18 protein-coding genes and 1 pseudogene are annotated in these 19,532 nt (G+C 32.5%); 11 read left to right on the top strand and 8 right to left on the bottom strand.

Annotated elements, in window-relative coordinates; translation table 11 throughout:
• The first annotated feature begins 33 nt into the window (after positions 1–33).
• The gene (locus DFR85_RS18040; protein ID WP_110269487.1) at positions 34–1,239 is read left to right on the top strand and encodes an RNA-guided endonuclease InsQ/TnpB family protein; all 1,206 of its coding nucleotides are present in this window, start codon (positions 34–36) and stop codon (positions 1,237–1,239) included.
• A 179-nt stretch (positions 1,240–1,418) separates the two neighbouring features.
• A complete protein-coding gene (locus DFR85_RS18045; RefSeq protein WP_110269488.1) occupies positions 1,419–1,622 on the top strand; it encodes a hypothetical protein in 204 nt (67 codons plus the stop codon).
• A 151-nt stretch (positions 1,623–1,773) separates the two neighbouring features.
• Here DFR85_RS18045 and DFR85_RS18050 read toward each other — a convergent pair whose 3' ends face one another.
• Together DFR85_RS18050 and DFR85_RS18055 are read right to left on the bottom strand one after the other, a co-directional pair.
• Positions 1,774–2,304: a class I SAM-dependent methyltransferase gene (locus DFR85_RS18050; protein WP_110269489.1), complete on the bottom strand. Its 531-nt coding sequence runs from the start codon at positions 2,302–2,304 to the stop codon at positions 1,774–1,776.
• A gap of 219 nt (positions 2,305–2,523) precedes the next feature.
• Complete coding sequence (locus DFR85_RS18055) at positions 2,524–3,312, bottom strand: ParA family protein (RefSeq protein WP_110269490.1); 789 nt, start codon at positions 3,310–3,312, stop codon at positions 2,524–2,526.
• Between the two features lie 151 nt (positions 3,313–3,463).
• Between DFR85_RS18055 and DFR85_RS18060 the strand changes: the two genes are divergently transcribed.
• Positions 3,464–4,945, top strand: coding sequence for a M61 family metallopeptidase (locus DFR85_RS18060; RefSeq protein WP_110269491.1), 1,482 nt, complete (start codon positions 3,464–3,466; stop codon positions 4,943–4,945).
• Between the two features lie 82 nt (positions 4,946–5,027).
• Complete coding sequence (locus DFR85_RS18065) at positions 5,028–6,215, top strand: NRAMP family divalent metal transporter (protein WP_246252976.1); 1,188 nt, start codon at positions 5,028–5,030, stop codon at positions 6,213–6,215.
• Positions 6,216–6,226: 11 nt separating this feature from the next.
• On the opposite strand, the pseudogene DFR85_RS18070 reads toward DFR85_RS18065, so the two are convergent.
• Both DFR85_RS18070 and DFR85_RS18075 read right to left on the bottom strand, forming a co-directional pair.
• Positions 6,227–7,101, bottom strand: a pseudogene (locus DFR85_RS18070) (RNA-guided endonuclease InsQ/TnpB family protein); the annotation flags it as partial.
• Between the two features lie 201 nt (positions 7,102–7,302).
• Entirely contained in the window at positions 7,303–9,633 is a 2,331-nt protein-coding gene (locus tag DFR85_RS18075) for an ABC transporter substrate-binding protein (protein WP_110269493.1), read from the bottom strand.
• A gap of 263 nt (positions 9,634–9,896) precedes the next feature.
• Between DFR85_RS18075 and DFR85_RS18080 the strand changes: the two genes are divergently transcribed.
• From DFR85_RS18080 to DFR85_RS18105, 6 genes are read left to right on the top strand one after another with little or no spacing between them, the layout of a single operon-like run.
• The gene (locus DFR85_RS18080; protein WP_110269494.1) at positions 9,897–11,042 is read left to right on the top strand and encodes a hypothetical protein; all 1,146 of its coding nucleotides are present in this window, start codon (positions 9,897–9,899) and stop codon (positions 11,040–11,042) included.
• Positions 11,043–11,102: 60 nt separating this feature from the next.
• Complete coding sequence (locus DFR85_RS18085) at positions 11,103–12,149, top strand: ABC transporter permease (RefSeq protein WP_110271764.1); 1,047 nt, start codon at positions 11,103–11,105, stop codon at positions 12,147–12,149.
• A gap of 1 nt (position 12,150) precedes the next feature.
• Positions 12,151–13,584, top strand: a complete 1,434-nt coding sequence (locus DFR85_RS18090; RefSeq protein ID WP_110269495.1) for an ABC transporter permease subunit — start codon at positions 12,151–12,153, stop codon at positions 13,582–13,584.
• 2 nt (positions 13,585–13,586) lie between these two features.
• On the top strand, positions 13,587–14,570 hold the full coding sequence (locus DFR85_RS18095) for an ABC transporter ATP-binding protein (protein ID WP_110269496.1): 984 nt from the start codon (positions 13,587–13,589) through the stop codon (positions 14,568–14,570).
• Entirely contained in the window at positions 14,570–15,517 is a 948-nt protein-coding gene (locus DFR85_RS18100) for an ABC transporter ATP-binding protein (protein WP_110269497.1), read from the top strand. The genes DFR85_RS18095 and DFR85_RS18100 overlap by 1 nt, the downstream gene beginning before the upstream one ends.
• A gap of 1 nt (position 15,518) precedes the next feature.
• Positions 15,519–16,010 carry a hypothetical protein gene (locus DFR85_RS18105; protein WP_110269498.1) on the top strand — a complete coding sequence of 164 codons (492 nt, stop codon included), beginning with the start codon at positions 15,519–15,521 and terminating at the stop codon, positions 16,008–16,010.
• Here the strand turns inward: DFR85_RS18105 and DFR85_RS18110 are convergent.
• The 3 genes from DFR85_RS18110 to DFR85_RS18120 are packed head-to-tail and all read right to left on the bottom strand — an operon-like array spanning position 16,000 to position 18,067.
• Positions 16,000–16,419, bottom strand: a complete 420-nt coding sequence (locus DFR85_RS18110; protein ID WP_110269499.1) for an acyl-CoA thioesterase — start codon at positions 16,417–16,419, stop codon at positions 16,000–16,002. The genes DFR85_RS18105 and DFR85_RS18110 overlap by 11 nt on opposite strands.
• A gap of 30 nt (positions 16,420–16,449) precedes the next feature.
• Positions 16,450–16,854, bottom strand: coding sequence for a Holliday junction resolvase Hjc (gene hjc, locus DFR85_RS18115; RefSeq protein ID WP_110269500.1), 405 nt, complete (start codon positions 16,852–16,854; stop codon positions 16,450–16,452).
• Positions 16,855–16,879: 25 nt separating this feature from the next.
• Positions 16,880–18,067 (bottom strand): MFS transporter, encoded by a 1,188-nt coding sequence (locus DFR85_RS18120; RefSeq protein ID WP_110269501.1) that lies wholly within the window; start codon positions 18,065–18,067, stop codon positions 16,880–16,882.
• A gap of 150 nt (positions 18,068–18,217) precedes the next feature.
• On the opposite strand from DFR85_RS18120, the gene DFR85_RS18125 reads away from it, so the two are divergent.
• Entirely contained in the window at positions 18,218–18,454 is a 237-nt protein-coding gene (locus DFR85_RS18125; protein WP_162582557.1) for a hypothetical protein, read from the top strand.
• On the opposite strand, the gene speB is transcribed toward DFR85_RS18125, so the two are convergent.
• Positions 18,444–19,346, bottom strand: a complete 903-nt coding sequence (gene speB, locus DFR85_RS18130) for an agmatinase (protein WP_110269503.1) — start codon at positions 19,344–19,346, stop codon at positions 18,444–18,446. The genes DFR85_RS18125 and speB overlap by 11 nt on opposite strands.
• Positions 19,347–19,532 lie beyond the last annotated feature (186 nt).

Here is a 19,532-nt window from a genome sequence, read left to right on the forward strand (position 1 = left end):
CATTTAAATGCGTATTTTTCAAATATTCTATTAATGTCTGACGTAGGGTTACGCTTCAGAGCGTACACTAACGAACAAACATTGAGGGCGTTAAAAGCCCAGTTGAGGTTAGCGTCAGAAGTATACAACACCCTACGTTGGGCAGACATCTATTTTCATGAAAGAGATGGAAAAGGACTCACTAAGACGGAGTTGAGGCAACTAGCTCTCGATCTGAGAAAACAGGATGAACAGTATCAACAAATCTATTCCCAAACACTGCAGCAGATTGCAGACAGATTCTACGACGCTAGACAGAGGTTCTTCGATGGGTTAGCACGTTTCCCAAAGGAAAAGAAAGCACACAAGTGGTACTCCCTCGTCTACCCTCAATCAGGTTGGAAAGTCCTGAAGGTGAGAGAAATAAGGACGAAGAGCAAGAAGAACAAGAAGAAGGTAATAACGCTTCAGCTGTCAAACCTAGGGATCTTCAACGTCGTTGTCCATAGGGACTTCCCGCTAGACAAGGTAAAGAGGGTCATAGTGAAGTTAACACCGTCAGGGAGAGTGTACATTACTTTCGTTGTGGATCAAGAGTATCCTCAACTCCCAAAGACAAACAAAGTTGTTGCTGTGGATGTTGGCGTAGAGAAACTTCTCACTACCTCTGACGGGGAATATGTCCCCAACCAGAGACCTTACGAGAAGGCACTCAATAAGATGAAGAGGCTTCATAAAGCTCTCTCACGGAAGAAGTTCTTGTCACGCAACTGGTTTAAGGCAAAGATTCGTCTAGCGAGGGCTCACGAACACTTGAAGAACCTTAGGAAGGACATGTACATGAAACTTGGTAAGTATTTTGCTGAGCATTATGATGTTCTCGTAATGGAGGATATTCATGTTAAGCAACTTGTTGGTAAGTCTCTCAGAAGGCTGAGGATGAGGTTACACGATGTTGCTATTCATGAGCTTAGGAGTATCATGGAGTATCAACTTGGGAAGTATGGTAAGAAACTCACTCTAGTGGATCCTGCTTTTACTTCAATGACTTGTGCTAGGTGCGGGCATGTTAAGAAAGATTTGACGTTGGCTGATCGTGTGTTTGTCTGTCCCAAGTGCGGTTGGGTCGCTGATCGTGATTATAATGCTTCTCTTAATATTCTGAGGAGATCGGGGTCGGAACGACCCTTAGTGCCTGTGGAGCTGAGACCTCTACCTTTGGCAAGCCTCGGCTTTGAAGCAGGAAGCCCCGTCCGTTAGGGCGGGGTAGTTCACTGCATAGTGAGATATATGATGATACATACCTAGATAAGGCTGCTATTGATAAATGGAATATTCTAATAATAATTTACAATTTATTTGAGACAATAAGGTATTTCTTACTTATTAATATAATTAATTCTTTACTCTCTGTTAATCATAAAGATCTACCAAAAATAATGTTGTTCGGTTATGGTGAATATTTACTTAACTATATAGTGAGAGACGTTTTCGCACAAAAAATTAAAACTTCTGAAATAAGTAATAGATATATATCGATCTACGCAAGTAGCCTAGGTCCAATACTTGACTATATTAAGGTCAATTCTAATGGACTTATGGATCTAACAAAAATAAGAATATACGCTGACAACAAACTATAATTTCTTCTTCCTTTTACAGAATGGTTATTATCTTGTTTCCTGTCATTTCTAAGACTTTCCTTCTTTGCTCTTTTTAATATATTTTCCACTTGTAATACTTTTCTATTCGTTACATTATAATACATTAATTCTTAGTGAAAGAGACTATAACTTACCTGCTTAAAACTAAGCCTTGATGATATGGCCCTACATAAAATTCCTTTTCTATTTTAAAATTTTTAAAAATATTAAGGTAATCTTCTTTGCTCATTCTAATACTCAAAGGAGGGCCGAAAGAAGTATTTTCCTTTTTCCAGTCTATTATAATAACTTTTCCTGTTGGTTTGAGTATTCTTAATACTTCTTCATAAACTTTCTCCTTATTTTTCATATCATGGAAAGAATTGGCAAAAATTACCTTATCTATAGAACTAGAAGGTATTGACGTGTGTGAAGAGTCCTCTATAAGAAATATAACATTATCTGAATTTACAATTCTTTTTGCTTCATTTATAAATTCTTCATTTTTATCTACACAATATATCTTATTTCTAGTAAGTTTAACTAGAAATTGGCAATAATATCCAGGTCCACAGCCTAAATCCGCTATAGTATCGTTTATATTAATTAAGTTAGGGAGAAACTTTTCAGGATCTTCAAACTTCTTTCTTAAAGGGCTAAGAAGAAAACTGTGATTATGCATAAATATATTTAGTATAGAAGTTTAAATGTTTATTGTAAGTTTAGAAAACAACTCATTATAATATTATTTTATGTTAATTTATCTTCATTAGAATTAATTACTGTAAAGTTTCTATATATTATTCTAGACATAACTTAGTGATATCTTATTCTTATTTTTATAACTTATAGTTTTATTAATTACTAATGCTAATTAATTTATTTTGATTCACTCTGATTTCTAGGTTATTGTGTAACCTGTTAGAAATCCTTTTATTATATTATCAGATAATTTATCAATTTGATTTGGAATATCTAACTCATTTAACGTTCCAGAAAATCCAAATAATTTCTCTATAAATGGTATGATTATACCTATTCCAAGTTTTTTTCTTTGTAATATTTTCTCTACTTCTATTCTAATATCTTCTAGATCTTTTGGATATGGTGGTACCATGTTTACAGTTAATCCTAGGGGTTTTCCAATATTAGTCGATTTCTCTATTTTTTCTATATAATTTTCTGTATTTTTCAATGTAGTAGCAGAATGATCAGAAACATATATTCTATAGGACTCTATATTAGGTAAGATTCTATAGAATACTTCTCTCTCATGGAATACTATATCGTTATTATAATTTACCATAGCGAAATTATCTACGATATAGAAATCGTATTTATTAGTATGCAGAATATTCGAGTATATCTCTTCAAATTTTTTCTTTGCTTCCCTATTTCTAGTAAGTATATATGAGTCGTTAAAAACTCTTGACGGATCTCCGTAAAATTTTATAACATCCAAATATCCATTTTCTATTTTTACACTTTTAAAAAAATTTGCCGAAATATTATCTATTATTGAATTTATCAAACCTTTATCTTTTATTCCTATAACATTAGAACTCCAACCTAATGGATCCCTATCGATTATTAGGACTTTCTTCCCTTTTCTTGCTAGTGTCTTTCCTAAGGTTAAGCATATAGTAGATTTCCCTATTCCTCCCTTCACTCCGTATACGGTAATTCTCATAAGTTCAATATAAATATCTATAAAGATAAAAGTTTTTTTGTTAAAGCTTTCTTACACCGCTAGTATCTATAAAAATGTTAGTTTTAAACTACATTTATTTTTCAAAAGTTTCCAAAGGAAAATCTTAAAACTCATTGAATAATCTATTTTCATGCTTTTTAATGTTATACCAAGAAGCAGATACCTAGATATATTAGCTGAAGGGCAAGAAGGTATAGTAACATTTCCAACTTATATACCTGGCTCTTATGTAATAAGAGAGTTAGAACGAAATATAATAGAAATTGAAGGAGTTAGAATGTCTAAAAATAAATTTTATGTTAAAAGTAAATTTAAATATAGAATATACACTTTAAGTAAAGATCAGAGAGAAGCTATATCTACAAGAGATTATTTATTTATTAATCCAGCTTCAGTATTTCCTTTTCAAGATATTAATGAGAAATATTGCGTTCAAATAGAAACTTCATGGAATATAATAACTCCGCTAAAAAAAGAGGGTAATTTTTATTGTGGTGAAAATTATCATGAGTTTGCAGATTCACCTATAGAAGCTTCTCCTTTTCTGAAAGAAATAAAAATAGACGATCTTCATTCAATATCTACAATTGATGAGATAGATATTTCGGCCATTAGAAAAATAGTTGAAGAAGCCGACAAGATAATTAAACCCAAAGAAAAATACATTTTCTTCTTTAGAAGATCTGATAAAAACTACGGAGGTATTGAGCACAAAAATTCGTCTGCAATTGTGGTTTCTTGGGAAAGAAAAGATTTATCAGAACTATTTGCTCATGAGTATTTTCACAGACTTAATGTAAAAACATTAATACCTAAAGATCTTGTTCACAATTACGAGAGAGAGATTTACACTGATTTATTATGGTTTGCAGAAGGATTTACTGACTATATGGCTCTTCTCATTTCATTAAGGGCCGGTTTAGATACTCCAGAAGAGGCACTGAGGGGTATTCTTTCTTCTTTATATAAATTAACATTTCCAGGTGCAAAAATAATGAGCTTAGCCGAATCTTCATATACTACCTGGATAAAATACTATAGGCAAGATGAAAATTTTCTTAATTCATCAATATCTTATTATAACGGAGGATTATCATTAGCATTTTATGTTGACATAAAGTTGACAAAAAATGGAAAAAGAATAGATGAAATATTTAAAAGACTACCAAACAGATATTCATTTTCCGATATACAAGGCGTATTAGATAAATTAGGATTTTATGAATCAGATCTAGTATATTCTCCTGCACGTAAGATATTAGACTCAATAAAGGAAGAAATATCCTTAGAATTTATGGACAAGGATAAACCTTACTATGGAATAATGCTCGATAATAATAAAATCCGTTTTGTAGAAGATAATTCTCCCGCAGACAACGCAGGATTACTTCCAGACGATCAAATAGTTGCCGTAAACGGAATAAATAAGCCTTTAGAAGTTAAAGACGAAGTAAATCTAACTGTTTTGAGAGAAGGAAGACTTAAAGACGTTAAGATTTCCTCTGGGAGAAATCCTGGACACGCTTTAAGAGCTAAAATAGATGGTAAGATTGCAGAAACTATTTTTGGTAAAAATGAAGTAAAAGCAGAATATACTTCAAGTATTCTTTAGGTCTTTCTATAACGCATTAAGGATATTATTTTATATACTACTTTTTATATATATGTTTACGATGAGGCGTAATTGGTTTACGATGCATCGTAATAATATTTATTTCCTAAAGCTCTTTGGTCCGGCATGGTTAGTAATGATGGCAGATATGGATGCTAGCAGTACCATAGGTGCAGCCGAAACTGGAGCTATTTTTAAATACGGATTAATTTGGTTCCTGCTTCTTCTTGTCATTCCCCTTTATTTTATACAAGAGGTTTCAGGAAGAATTGGTGCAGTTACAAGAAAAGGACTTGGAGAAGTAATAAGAGAAAACTATAGTAGAAAAACCGCTATCCTTTTATCTTTTCCAATGGCTCTAACTGATGTTATAACATATATAATAGAATATCTAGGTGTGGCAATAGGTTTAGAAATGATGGGAGTTCCAGTATATATTACTGTGCCTATAGTTTACATAATTCATATTTTAATAGTAACTAAAAGAAAATATATTAAAGCTGAAAAAATATTACTTCTAATATCATCATTACTTATAATTGGCTTTGGTGCTACTCTGGCAGTTAGAGGAATAAAGGACTATTCTCCAATTTACTTTGTGCCATCTCCAGATTTTATTTACATACTTGCAGTTAATGTAGGTGCAGTTATAATGCCATTCATGTTGTTTTTTCAAGCATCAGCAACTGCAGAAAAAATGAGATGGATTCCTAAAACTAGTGAGAATTTCTTAAATAGAGCAATAAAGCATGTAAAAGCTGAGACTCTTATAGGTGCAATAGTAACTGAGCTCTTAATGGCCATAGTAGAAATGGCTACTGCTGGAATAGATCCTTCTGCAAATTTTGCTTCCGCTAGCGATCTCTCAAGCGCTTTACAGTATATAGCAGGAAGTTATTCCCCATATCTCTTTGGAATCGGACTTATAGGAGCCGGATTTTTAGCTTTAGTTATAATATCGTTAGGAAGTGCTTGGGGTATCGTAGAAGCTCTAGGCATACCTAGGGAAAAATCTTATATCGTTTACATTCTAGAAAGCTTACCTGCAGTTATAGTAACATTAATCATTCCTTCTTATTTATTAATAAATGTAGTACTTAATCTTCTTGTAGCATTTATATTTGTATTAATAGGACCTGCAATAGTAATGGGAATGATAGCCAGAAATAAGAAAATAATGGGAGAATTTAGAAGTTCTTGTTTACAGAATGTAGAGTATTGGGGTAGCCTAATATTTATAGTTATATTCGGAATACTTGCTATTCTGTGAACTATCACGTCCTAACGGACGTGGCTTCCTGCTTCAAAGCCGAGGCTTGCCAAAGGTAGGGGGTAGAGCTCCACAGGCACTATCGTTCCAACCCCGATCTCTTCAGTATGTTGAGAGAAGCATTATAGTCACGATCAACAGTCCAACCACAATTAGGACAGACAAACACACGATCAGCCAAAGTCAAATCCCTCTTAACATGTCCGCATTTAGCACAAGTCATTGAAGTAAAAGCAGGATTAACAAAACGAATCTCCTTACCATACTTCCCAAGTTGATACTCCATGACACTCCTAAGCTCATGAAAAGCAACATCGTGTAACCTCATCCTAAGCCTTCTGAGAGACTTACCAACAATTTGCTTAACTTGAATGTCCTCCATGACCAAGACGTCGTAATGCTCAGCAAAATACTTACCGAGTTTCATTTACATATCCATCCTAAGGTTCTTCAAGTGCTCATAAGCCCTTGCTAGACGAATCTTTGCCTTAAACCAGTTGTGTGACAAGAACTTCTTCCGTGAGAGAGCTTTATGAAGTTTTCTTGTCTTGTTGAGTGCCTTCTCGTAAGGTCTCTGGTTGGGGACATATTCCCCGTCAGAGGTAGTGAGAAGTTTCTCTACACCAACGTCCACAGCAACTACTTTGTTTGTCTTTGGGAGTTGAGGGTACTCTTGATCCACGACGAAAGTAATGTAAACTCTCCCTGATGGTGTTAACTTGATTACTACCCTCTTTACTTTTTCCAGCGGGAAGTCCCTATGGACAACGACGTTGAAGATCCCTAGGTTTGACAGCTGAAGCGTTATTACCTTCTTCTTGTTCTTCTTGCTCTTCGTCCTTATTTCTCTCACCTTCAGGACTTTCCAACCTGACTGAGGGGTAACCCTACGTCGGACATTAATAGGGTATTTGAAATAGAATTATTTAAGCTTTACAAAGGGGGCTATCTATCTCCTTACGGATGGAGTCTTCCGCCCCCTTTGAACCCATGAATCTGATAAATCTAATATATTAAAAATGATTTTAAGAGTTTATATTTTATAAAAAATAAATAAAAAAGTAAAAAATATTTTTAATTTTATATTTTATCTTCTTCTTAATAATACTACTACAGCAGCCACTACAATTATTACTATAACTATTGCTATTCCAGCGTATACTATTGGAGATATTGATGGAGGATGAGTAGTAGTTGTAGTAGTTACTGGTGGGTGAGTTGTAGTTACTACTGGTACAGAGCTTACATTCAACGAACCATAAGAGTATTCTTCTAATCCACCAGGACTGATAATCTTAGCAACTATTTCATATATTCCTGCAGGTAATCCAGTAGTATTTATCATCGCTGAATATTCGCCTGGTGCTATCATTGACATTGTTACTGGTTTAGTGTAGTTACCATAAGGTACTCCCGGTACGTCTAAAGCTTTCAGCCATACATACGCAGTTCCGTTTGCGGGTGTTGGAACTAAGGAATCGGTAGAATTATCCCAATTATAATACGTAAATGTAGTAGTATAATTATATGGTGTTCCTGCTTTTACATTTGCCAAGAATATCAATGGATCTATCTTAAAGTAATGTGGATTATATGTTAACGTGAATTCTTCATCACTAAATGCACTACTTGTACTGTTCCACATATATGGCCCGTTACTTATTAATGGAGCATACTTATCTGTCCATATAGTCGCAGGTTGAATATGAGAGTATACGCTTGCTGGGAAGTATATGTCTATTTCAGTTAAAGTTTCATCTATTACTAAATCACTAGTTGAATTTAGATAGAATACTATTTGATATGGATTAGTTACTTGACTATCTACAAGTTGTGGGATAGATCCAAAAACATCAGTATTGATAAATGAGTTATCTATCAAATATGTGTAATTGAGAGTTATTCCATCAAATGTGTTAGTTCCACTTATTCCAGCTAAATCATAATACCAATATGTAAAGTTAACGTCATAAGCTGTTACCGGATATCCATTTATCCATGTTGCATTATGTACTAAGTTTACTGTAAGTATTGTTCCATTGACTATTTTTTCTCCGTTTGGAGCAGTAGTAGTTACTCCAGTGTCGAGTGTCCAATTCTTGGCTAGCATTGGTACTAATTGAGATGGTGGCAATACTGATGTTACATCTGTAAGGGGCGTTGTAGCCAACGGTTCATACATGCAATCTAATACGTTAAATGCATATAGTGATTCTGAAGCATATGGTTGCATATGTCTAGGTAGATCGCTAGCTACGGAAGAGAATAGAAAGTCTCCTGTTAGTGTGGAGTTTACTGGATGTATGTTCAATACATTTATAGCATATACTGCTGTTCCATCTTTCATATAGATATAGTTAGCCCAACCAGGTAAATAAACTCCTTGTATTGCATTACTCCATACTACTATAATATAAGGTAATTGCTGCTGTAAATCTAGTTCTACTTGCTTCATTATTGATATTGACTGAGAGAGAGACGGTGCAGTTTGTGCTTCATTTATTAAATTATCTATAGTAGCATTACTAAAACCTCCTACATTTTCTGGGGAAGTATATATAGTCATCCATTGAGGAACTAGTGGGCCTAGGTCAATCCATCCAAAAGTAGTCATATTGAAATCATATGGTGGTGTAACAGCGGTTTGAATTAAGGTGCCAAAAGGTTCTGCAAGTATAGTTACTGATATATTGATTAGTGCAAACTGGTCTTTTAGATAGTCTGCTAATCTTAATTGGGGTTGCTCATCTTCAGCATAAATAAAACTTAATGTCAATGGCTTACCTTTGTAATACCACTTACCATCTACGTGAGTTACATTAGGAATACTTTCTAAGTACATGACTGCTCTTGTTATATTATATGATTCATATTTCTGATAATATTGTTCAGCAGCTGTACTAAACCATTCTGAATAAACTTTAGGGCTAACGAAATATGGATAATCGATTCCTAATATCCCATTTTCCCAGACTATGTTAGTTATGTTTATAGGATTTATTAAACTACTTACTGCATATCTGAAGTATAGGTTAGAAGTTAGAGAGGAAATTGTACTATTAAATGAGAATACGAGTTGACCAAAACTCTCTACAGGAGCTATTCCTACAAATATTGTAGAATTATATTTTTCTAAAGCCTCTTTTACTTCACTAGCATGGTCTATTGTAGCAAAATCTATTTTGCCTGCAGTTAGGGCCTCAAACTCATCTGTATGTGAGGTATAAGAATAGAGGAAAGTTATTTTTCCTACCCAAGGTTGTGTATATCTTGCTTGGTCTGGGTTTAGTATCGGTGTATTAAAGTTGCCTATTGCGTACCCAGTAGTAAGTACTGGCATAGTTACTTCTAAGGCTATTACCATTATTAGAAATAATACCAAAAATATTCCTATATTTGGAAGATTTATGTTACTCATTTAGATCAGTTAAAATTTATGTTTAATATTTTTAAACCTTTCCATAGCAGTGCGTGATAATTTGAAAGTAATTTATAGTTTTAGTTATTAAAATGAAATTCTACTAAAATAAAAATGGATATTCTTTAATAGGTTTCATAAAATGTGTCATTAAAATCTAAATATTCAATATAGTTTGTAAGTTTATTAAATAGCTATTAAAATTAGTGTCTTTACTCTTCTGAAAGTATTTAAATATTAACCAAGTAGGACAATTACATAGGATGAATTCTAAAAATATGAAGATTATATCTATAGCGCTAGTTGTCTTCTTTATTATACTTTTAGTATCTGCAATATATTCTACATACTTTAGTGAAAACTATTCTATAATATATTTACCAAAATTTTCTAAAATAGTTTCATTTATACCTATTTCTTCTAACAGTATATTAATAGCAGGAAATGAAATTCTAGGAAATACAACTGAGGGATTAGCTGGAATATATTATATAAATAATAATTCGTTTATCGATTTAAATCTAAATGGATCTTTCGATAATGGTAGTATATATTCTGTAGCGTCTAATGGTTCTTCGTATCTTTTTGTTGGAGCTAAATATATAGGAACGGAACTGGTTCCGACAGCTTTCCTATATGATAATGGAAAAATATATAATTATAGTAAATATTTTTCTAGCTTTGCTCCTGGCCAGGCTTTTGCAGCAGATTGGTTTAATAGGACATGGTTAGTTGGTGGAGATTTTGTTATATATCAAAGCGGTGGACAGCATAGCATTATGTTTATGTTCTTGGTAGGGATAAAAGGTAATGAAGCAATAGACTATACTAAGAATATATCAATGGAATTAGGAGAATTACCAGAGGGTGAGATATTTACAATAAACAATAGTTCCAATGAAGTACTGATAGGTGGCTCTTTTTCAATTTATACATCTGTTTTTCTATTAAGTAATGAGAATCTGAACGTAGATCCTTCAACGATTCTGTATAAGACTCCTGGTTCTATACTTACAGCTTCACCTTATGGAAAATTATGGTTAGCAGGTGGGATGGAATTTACTCCTCAAAGTGTAGAAGCTCCTCAGCCTTATCCAGTTCCTTATCTAATTACAGTTGGTAATAATATTAGCCAAATAAATATTCCATATAAGATAGGAGTTATAACTTCAATTGCCACTGAAAGTGACAAGATTGCTGTAGCAATAAGAGTTCCCTTTAGTCAGTACCAGAATATTACTGGCGGTAGTGTTATTCTATATGGCAAATTATCTTCTCTATCCAAGGTATATCAAAGTGAGGATATATCTATTAACCAACTAAGTTTTATACATGGCTATCTTTTAGGTGTAGGATACAAAATAGCTGGAAACAATTCAGTTGGAGTTCTATTATTATATAAAGTATAAATTCTTTTCATCATAAATTATGGAAAATATTTTTAAGTGACTATTACTGAAATTCTTTTAATGGAATCTGCTCAGCAAGAGCTACGTAAAAACCTTCTTTCAGCGAGGAAGAATGCTCTAAGGGCAAATTTACGTTATATAGGTAGACGGCTGGTTTCTAGGCTTATTTTGCTTTTTGCTATAATAAACTTTAATTTCTTTTTATTTGATATCATTCCTGTAATATTTAATATTAATATAGCATCTTTTTATGTTCCACCAGGTTTTACTCATTCAGGTTTGAGTAGATCTACAATTGTTGAAGGAGTCGAGAGACAATTCGGTCTTAATAAGCCATTAGATATTAGATATATTGATTATCTTAAGGATATAGTTACATTTAATTTTAGCACCTCATTTCATTATGAAGAACCCGTTACGCAATTAATATTACAAAGGCTTCCCATAACGGCTATGATAGTCATACCTGCCTTGATACTAACTACTATAATGGCAATATTTTTTGGAGTTTACTCTGCAACAAGAGAAGGAAAGGCAGTAGATCATGTGATTTCAAATTCAGCAATTATAACTTATTTTATACCAGTGTTTTGGTTAGGTTTTATAATATGGTATTTTCTAACTATACAGACTAATTTATTTCCGTCTAGCTATACTTTAGCATTACTTGAGAAAGGAAACAGAGAACTTAATTTGATTTATTTACTTATACCACCAATTCTAACTTTATCAATAACATCTTTTGGAGTTAGAACAATACTTATGAGAAATAATTCTATAGATACTTTAGATCAAGATTTTGTTACAGTACTTAAGGCAAAAGGTTTACCAAGATCTAAAATCTTATATAAACATGTCTTCAGAAATGCTTTCCTACCAGTATTTACTAGAGTTGGAATAGATTTAGCGTTTCTATTAAGCGGTATTGTGTTCATAGAGGACGTATTTAATATTCCTGGATTGGGTAGATTGTTATTAACTGCGGCTACTCACTTTGATATACCTTTACTCTTGGGAGATTTCTTTACAATTAGTTTATTCGCAATTATAGTACTAACTTTGATGGACTTTCTATATGTATTAATAGATCCCAGGGTGAAATATTAAAATGAATAGTACATTCAAAAGATTAATATCCCAAAAATCATTTATAGTATCAATAGTAATAATAGGTTTTGTAGTAGGTTTAGCGCTATTCTCATTAGTGTATGGTAGTTATAATCCATACTATACCTCTTCATATTATGTTTCTGCGCCTTATTCCGTTCCTACATGGGCTACTATCTTTCCACAATATAAAGGTCTTCCCCCTAATTTGCATGAAAACTTTACCTATAATGGCCAACTTGAAAAATATAATTCTACAACATACGAAATAATAGTTAATCCTGGTCAAGTTAAAAATATATTTTTCGAAATTAATTGGAAATATAAAGCTCCATATTCAAGCGTTTTTAGCTTAGATGTATATCCAAATGTTTCAAGTAATCAAGCTTTCTTTATTAATATGTCATGGATTACTCCTTCTAATGTAAGTGAAGAATTAATTTCTGCTGCGCCAGTATCTCAAGAACCATTTATATTTGCTTCGTATATGACATTCATTTCTTCGGATAAATGGATTCCTATAGTATTTAATACTCAATATTCTACCACCATTCCCTCCCCTTTCGTATCTAGCTTACCTTCAAGAGATCAAATAATAGCTCCAGAAATCTTGCCGGATCTAATGTTTCCTAAACCTGGAGAATATCATCTTGAGCTTACATTTTCCAATAATTCTACAAAACCAGAAGAGTTTCTTTTTACTCTGCCAAGTTTTTCTGAAAAAGGATATGTATACGGTTTGTTAGGTACTGATGAGAATGGAGCACCGGTTTTTCCTGAATTTGCAATAGGAGCTAGATTTGATTTAGAGATTGCATTAATAGCTAGTATTTTAATTGTTTTCATAGGTGCAGCTTTTGGAATAATAAGTGGTTATTTTGGAGGAAAAACTGATACTGCAGTAGTAGGAGTAACCGATTTCTTCTTGCTTTTACCGGGCTTACCATTACTTATTACTCTAGAAATAATTCTAGTAAAGGCAGGAATTAATATCCCAAGAATTGATTTAATAGTTCTTTTAATTTCAATATTATCGTGGCCTGCGACTACTAGAGTAGTCAGATCCCAGGCTCTATCAATAAGAAGTAGAACTTTTATAGAGGCAGCAAAGAGTTTAGGTTTAAACAATAGACAAATAATGTTAAGGCATGTATTACCAAATTTAATTCCTATAATTGCTGCCCAAGTTGCGTACGATGTTCCTACAGTTATTTTAATAGAATCTGGATTAGATTTCTTGGGATTGGGGATAACTGGATTTCCTACATGGGGAAATATGTTAGGATTCGCTAGTACTCATATTTCAAGTGCAAATAGTTTTGCATGGTGGTGGGTTCTTCCGCCAGGACTAGGGATAGTATTATTAAGCGCAGCTTTCTATTATTTAGGAAATGCCTTCATAGATACTTTCAGCTCACGTAGAATAGGTGAATAATTATGTTCGATGAACTTGTACAAAATCCTATACTAGAAGTTAAAGATTTATCAGTTCATTTTTATTCTAAGACTAGAGAAGTTAAGGCTTTGGACAATATTTTTATCTCACTAGAGAAGGGTAAAGTCCTTGGAATAGCAGGTGAATCTGGATCTGGTAAATCTACTTTAGCTAAGGCTATATTTAGGATTCTTCCTTATAATGCTAGAATTTTAAAGGGACAAATTATTTATAAAGGTACTAATTTAATAAACGTAAATGAAAATGATTTACAGAAGAAAATAAGATGGAAAAGTATTGCTTATGTGCCTCAAGTTTCTATGAACAGCCTTGATCCAGTTTATAGGGTTAAATCGCAAATGTTAGAAACTATTTTTGCACATGAGGATGTAAGCAAAGCTGAAGCTTTAGAGAGAATAGAAAATGTTATAAAAGACGTTGGTTTACCTTCAGAAATTTTAGATAAGTTTCCTCATGAACTTTCTGGTGGGCAAAAGCAAAGAGTTATGATAGCGATGTCTATGTTGCTTAATCCAGAAATGCTAATAGCCGATGAGCCCACTACAGCACTAGATGTTGTAATTCAAGCACAAATAATAGCAATGATTAAGAAAATTCAGAAGGAAAAAAACTTATCAATGATATTTATAACTCATGACCTTTCTCTATTGGCTCAGATAAGCGATATCATGGCTATAATGTACGCAGGTAAAATAGTAGAAGTTGGTAAAGTAGAGGATATTTATTATTCACCTTTGCATCCGTATACGCAGCTTTTAATAAAATCTATACCTTCCATAAAAAATAGAAAGAAAAAATTAATAAGTATTCCAGGCGAAGTTCCTGACCTATCTGATCCTCCACAAGGCTGTAGATTTAATCCTAGATGTCCTCTTGCTCAAGAAATATGTAGGAAAGAATCTCCAGAATTAACTAGAGTAAATGGATCTCATTATGTAGCTTGTTTTATGGTAGGTGGGCAATAATGATAGAGGGAAAAGCTCTTAAAATATTTTTTAAATCTAGAGAGAAGTTAATAAAGGCGGTAGATGATATAACTATAAAATTACAAAAAGGTAGAATATTGGGGATTGTTGGCGAATCAGGTAGTGGGAAGACCACTTTGATTAGAGCTTTGATGGGATTACAGAAAATAGATGATGGAATAATTTTATATAATGATAAAGATATTTCTAAGTTGAAGTCTAAAGAATGGAAGGAATTTAGGAAAAATAATCAAATGATATTTCAGGATCCTTTTGATGCTATGGATCCAAGATTCAAGGTATATGATACTGTAGCAGAAGGTATAAGGGCTCAAGGTATTGCTTCTAGTAAACAAGAAGAGAAAGAGCTTGTATACAATACCTTGAGTAAAGTCGGATTAACTCCACCAGAAAAATTTTCCGATGTTTTTGTTACTCAATTATCTGGAGGTCAGTTACAGAGAGTCTCTATAGCAAGGAGTCTTGTATTGAAACCAGAAATTATAGCTGCAGATGAGCCTGTATCTATGCTTGACGTATCAATTAGAGCAGGAATTCTAAATATATTTTTGGATCTGAAAGAAACTGAGAATGTGGGTTTCGCAGTTGTCTCGCATGATCTATCTACTTTGTCATACATTGCCGACGAACTGTATATAATGTATATGGGTCGCTTTATGGAATCTGGAACTGTTGATGATATAATAGAGAAACCACTAAATCCATATACACAAGCCTTATTATCGGCAATTCCAGAACCTGATCCTAAACATAGAGGAAATGAAATAACGTTGAAGGGGGAAATCTCTTATGATCATTTTAAATATGGTTGTAGACTTTATCCAAGATGCCCATTCGCCATGGATATATGTGCCAAAGAAGCTCCTCAGCCGATTGAGGTTTCTCCTGGACATGTAGTGGCATGCCATCTTTATTTAAGGAGATAAGATGCAAGAAGAGTTAGAGAATCCATTAAGTAAATCGGAAAAGATATTTGCAATTTTTTTAGTGATTTTATCAATTATTATATCTTATCTGGAAGGGAATATTCCTTTATATCTATCTATATGTAGTTTATCAGTATTTGTTCTACTCTATAGATTCTATAGTATAGTTAAAATGCTAACTCAAAATAAGTATGAAGTAAATATAATACCAAAAGTTAGATACGAAAAAACAAGGTTTATTAATCTAACTATAATAGTAATGCTATTCTTATTCGTTCCCTTTGCTCTATTATATTTATTACCATTACGCTTATGGATAACAGCAACTTTAGGTATTATATCATTATGGCCTATTAGTTCACTATTAGCGTCTTTAATTATATATAAGATTGAAAGGAAGTTTAACGGAAGATTATTCAGATATTATATTATAGAAGAAAAATTAGGAGAAGTTGTAATAAAGGAATATGGATATAAGATAATCAAGTCATAGATTTTTCGTATATTTTAAATTTGTCTATAAGTTCTTGAGGAATTTCAGTAGCTTTCCACTTTTCTGGATCCACGCATACCATTACCAGATAGCCTGTTGTCAATAATTCGCCTTTTCTCTTTATTTCAAATGAATATTTTATAGCCTTTTTAGAGAGAAGTTCTGCAGTAACTTCCACGTCAAGTTCATCCCCTAATTTAGCTGATTTCATGTATTTAGCAGAAGATTCTACTACAACAAACCATACTCCTCTGTATGCTAAAGTTTCTGTGGAATCTCCAAAAACTTCTTTAGAAAAATTAGTTACAGCATCAGTAAAAAACCTATAATATGCAGCATAATGCGCTACTTGCTGAAAATCTGTATCATAAACCTTAACTACTTCTTTATTTACATACCTTATAGCCATAAGTATTTAGTGTTACTTAAAGTAAAAAATCTATACGACGTTCTCTTCTATTGATTTTTTAATAGTCAAAGAGAGGAAATTTTCAAGGAACTCAGAATTATCTTTTGTGACAACAATTTCTTCAATTTTTTGAATTTCAAAAATTTTCCATTTATGTATATTTTTAAATTTTACAGCTATTACTGCCTTTCCATCCATAGTAAACATTGAAAGAAATTCAAATAACTTTCTAATTTGAATTTCTCTTACTTTAACCTTATCTTCCCAAGTACTTTTACATTCTATAGCTAATAATAAGTTTCTCTTAGTAGCAAATATGTCTGGCAAAGGATTTGAGGAAGAGTTTGAAGTTGGTATTCTTACAGCGTAAAAACCTTCAGATTTAAGTATAGAGACTAATTCTCTTTCGGCGTTCTTTCCTATATCCCTGTTCACTCTTAAATAATAGGAATTGAAAGTCTTATAAGTTAGTTGCTTTTTGTGAAATAGATCCTCTAGGCCATGTTAGTAACGTCGCCATAACCACTGTTAATGAAGCATAACCCATAATGTTACCCCATACAGACGCTGAAGATAAGCCGTAAATTTGAACTAATGATCCCATTATTATTGAGCCTATACCCCCTATTACGCTTCCTAAATTGTAAGACAATCCAGTAAGTGCAGATCTAACTTCTGGAGGTACAGATTCTACTATTAATAATGGAGCTAATGGCCAAAATCCAGTTGATACTGAATATAACATTAATCCAGAAAGTATAGTTGGTGGGGAACGTAAATAGAACGAAATAGGTAACATAAAAGGTAAACCTATCATTTCTCCTATTACTCCTCCTATTATTAGTTTTCTTTTACTTATTCTATCTGCTAGTCTCCCAAAAATTATAAATGATATTCCCAATGCTATATTCGAAACTAGCATTATTGAACCCACAAAATTTTTAGATAATCCAATGCTTTCAGAAAATTCTGGATAAACTGCGAATATGGAATAATAAGAGAAGAACATTCCAGAAATTATTACTGAAGATCTAATTAGAACTGAGTAGTACTCCTTTATGTCTACTTTAATTTTACTTATTTTAATACTTACATTTTTAACTTTTAACTGAATATATGGCAATAATATTAAAGGAAGTGCTCCAGTTAATAGAAATATTCTCCAACCTATACCTTCCATATAAGGCGAGAATAAAATAAAAGCCATACCAGTAAATGCATAGCCCATTCCATAACCGGCTTGAACTATACCATTTATTAATCCTCTAAGGTTAATAGGAGCATTTTCGTAAGCTATTACTGTTCCTGCTGTCCATTCTGCACCCATAAAAAGTCCTTGTAGACTTCTCGCTAACAAAAGTATAATTATGTCTGGAGAAAAAGCCATTATACCTTGAAATAAAGCGTAACCTGCTGTACCTAGAATCAATATTATTTTTCTTCCTCTAATATCTGCTATTTTTCCAAATACATATCCACCTATTACTCTAAATATTAATCCTAAGGCAAATAGTAAAGTTCCATCGACTGTATTTAAACCTAAGTATTTTTCTAGATATTCATATACGTAAGTAATAATTAATAGATCATAAATATTTCCAGCCCATGCAAAGAAGGACGCTATTGTAGCGTGAATATAACATTTCATAAAATGGAGAATAATTTATAAAATAAAATAATTAATTTAAAGGTTATCTAGATGCTATTTATATTTTATTCATATAGCTTATATATTACGGTTTATGTAAAAGTAGTTAAATCAAAAAATATTTTTAAATTTCCATATTGAATGCTACTTATGAGCGAAGAAAAAGTATTATCTTCTCCTATAAAGAGAAAGATAGTATATTTATTAAAAACTGATGGTCCAATGATTTTTAAGACAATAAAAGATGAAATTTCTATATCTTCTGATTCTTTAAAAATCGCATTAAACGATCTTGAAGCTGACGGGATAATTAAGAAAAAGAAAGGTAAGATAGAACTTACAGAATTAGGGAAAGAAATTTCTCAAAAAATTTCTTCTATGGAGTAGTACTTTTTGCTAAAACGCTCATTCCCTCATATAGGATATTTGCGGCTAGCATTGATGTTATTTCGCTAACATCGTAAGGGGGAGAAACTTCAACAACGTCAAAGCCTATTATATCAAACTTAAAACTTCTCACTATTTCTAAAATGTCGAAACTCGTTAATCCCCCAACCTCGGGCGTTCCAGTGCCTGGAGCAAAAGCAGGATCTACAACGTCAATATCTATAGAAACGTAAGTTTTGCCCGAAGGGAGTTGCTTTTTAACTTCTTCCAATTTATATTTTAAATCTCTTATTGTGAAGCTCTTTATTTTTAGTCTTTTTGAATCCTCTATATCGTCTTTAGAATATAGTGAACCTCTAATTCCCATTTGAACAACTTCTTTTAATAGTCCTTCTTCTAAAGCTCTTCTGAGCCAAGTACCGTGAGTATATTTTTTACCCCAATAAGAGTCCCAAAAATCATAATGGGAGTCTAAATGAACAAGATTCACTTTACCGTAAGTTTTATACATAGCTCTAAGTACAGGTAATGTTATAGAATGATCTCCTCCTGCTATGAAAGGTATAGCATTTATTTTACTAACTTCTTCTTCTATTATTCTCATACTATCCTCTATATAACCAGGAATTGCATTAACATCACCTGCATCGCACATGTTTAGCGTATCGAAAGGATGAATATCAACGAATTGATTATAAGGTCTTAAAAGCCTAGATCCTTGCCTTATTGCTGAAGGACCAAACCTAGCTCCAGGCCTATAGGTAGTAGCATCATCGAAAGGTATTCCCAAGAATACTGCCTTTACGTTAACTAGTTCTTCACATATAGGTAATCTTCCATATGTTGAAATTTGTGTGAATCGAGGAGATTTTAATGCATCTAATTGTCGCATATTAACTCTTTTATATTAATCTAAAATTTAAGTCTTAAGATATTCAAACTAAAAATTTTTAATGTTATGTATACTACCTTAAAAACCTAAAAGTAGTAATTCGCTATATTATATCAAATAATAATCTTGGAAATCTCCATAAAATACGCATTATAGATCTAATTTAGAAATAAATGAAATAATTAA

The sequence above is a fragment of the Acidianus brierleyi genome (genome assembly GCF_003201835.2).
Classification (GTDB): Archaea; Thermoproteota; Thermoprotei_A; order Sulfolobales; family Sulfolobaceae; genus Aramenus; species Aramenus brierleyi.

Coding starts and splice junctions, on each gene's coding strand:
- DFR85_RS18040 (WP_110269487.1), top strand. CDS start 34: ATGTCTGACGTAGGGTTACGCTTCAGAGCGTACACTAACGAACAAACA.
- DFR85_RS18045 (WP_110269488.1), top strand. CDS start 1,419: ATGTTGTTCGGTTATGGTGAATATTTACTTAACTATATAGTGAGAGAC.
- DFR85_RS18050 (WP_110269489.1), bottom strand. CDS start 2,304: ATGCATAATCACAGTTTTCTTCTTAGCCCTTTAAGAAAGAAGTTTGAA.
- DFR85_RS18055 (WP_110269490.1), bottom strand. CDS start 3,312: ATGAGAATTACCGTATACGGAGTGAAGGGAGGAATAGGGAAATCTACT.
- DFR85_RS18060 (WP_110269491.1), top strand. CDS start 3,464: ATGCTTTTTAATGTTATACCAAGAAGCAGATACCTAGATATATTAGCT.
- DFR85_RS18065 (WP_246252976.1), top strand. CDS start 5,028: ATGCATCGTAATAATATTTATTTCCTAAAGCTCTTTGGTCCGGCATGG.
- DFR85_RS18075 (WP_110269493.1), bottom strand. CDS start 9,633: ATGAGTAACATAAATCTTCCAAATATAGGAATATTTTTGGTATTATTT.
- DFR85_RS18080 (WP_110269494.1), top strand. CDS start 9,897: ATGAATTCTAAAAATATGAAGATTATATCTATAGCGCTAGTTGTCTTC.
- DFR85_RS18085 (WP_110271764.1), top strand. CDS start 11,103: ATGGAATCTGCTCAGCAAGAGCTACGTAAAAACCTTCTTTCAGCGAGG.
- DFR85_RS18090 (WP_110269495.1), top strand. CDS start 12,151: ATGAATAGTACATTCAAAAGATTAATATCCCAAAAATCATTTATAGTA.
- DFR85_RS18095 (WP_110269496.1), top strand. CDS start 13,587: ATGTTCGATGAACTTGTACAAAATCCTATACTAGAAGTTAAAGATTTA.
- DFR85_RS18100 (WP_110269497.1), top strand. CDS start 14,570: ATGATAGAGGGAAAAGCTCTTAAAATATTTTTTAAATCTAGAGAGAAG.
- DFR85_RS18105 (WP_110269498.1), top strand. CDS start 15,519: ATGCAAGAAGAGTTAGAGAATCCATTAAGTAAATCGGAAAAGATATTT.
- DFR85_RS18110 (WP_110269499.1), bottom strand. CDS start 16,419: ATGGCTATAAGGTATGTAAATAAAGAAGTAGTTAAGGTTTATGATACA.
- DFR85_RS18120 (WP_110269501.1), bottom strand. CDS start 18,067: ATGAAATGTTATATTCACGCTACAATAGCGTCCTTCTTTGCATGGGCT.
- DFR85_RS18125 (WP_162582557.1), top strand. CDS start 18,218: ATGAGCGAAGAAAAAGTATTATCTTCTCCTATAAAGAGAAAGATAGTA.
- speB (WP_110269503.1), bottom strand. CDS start 19,346: ATGCGACAATTAGATGCATTAAAATCTCCTCGATTCACACAAATTTCA.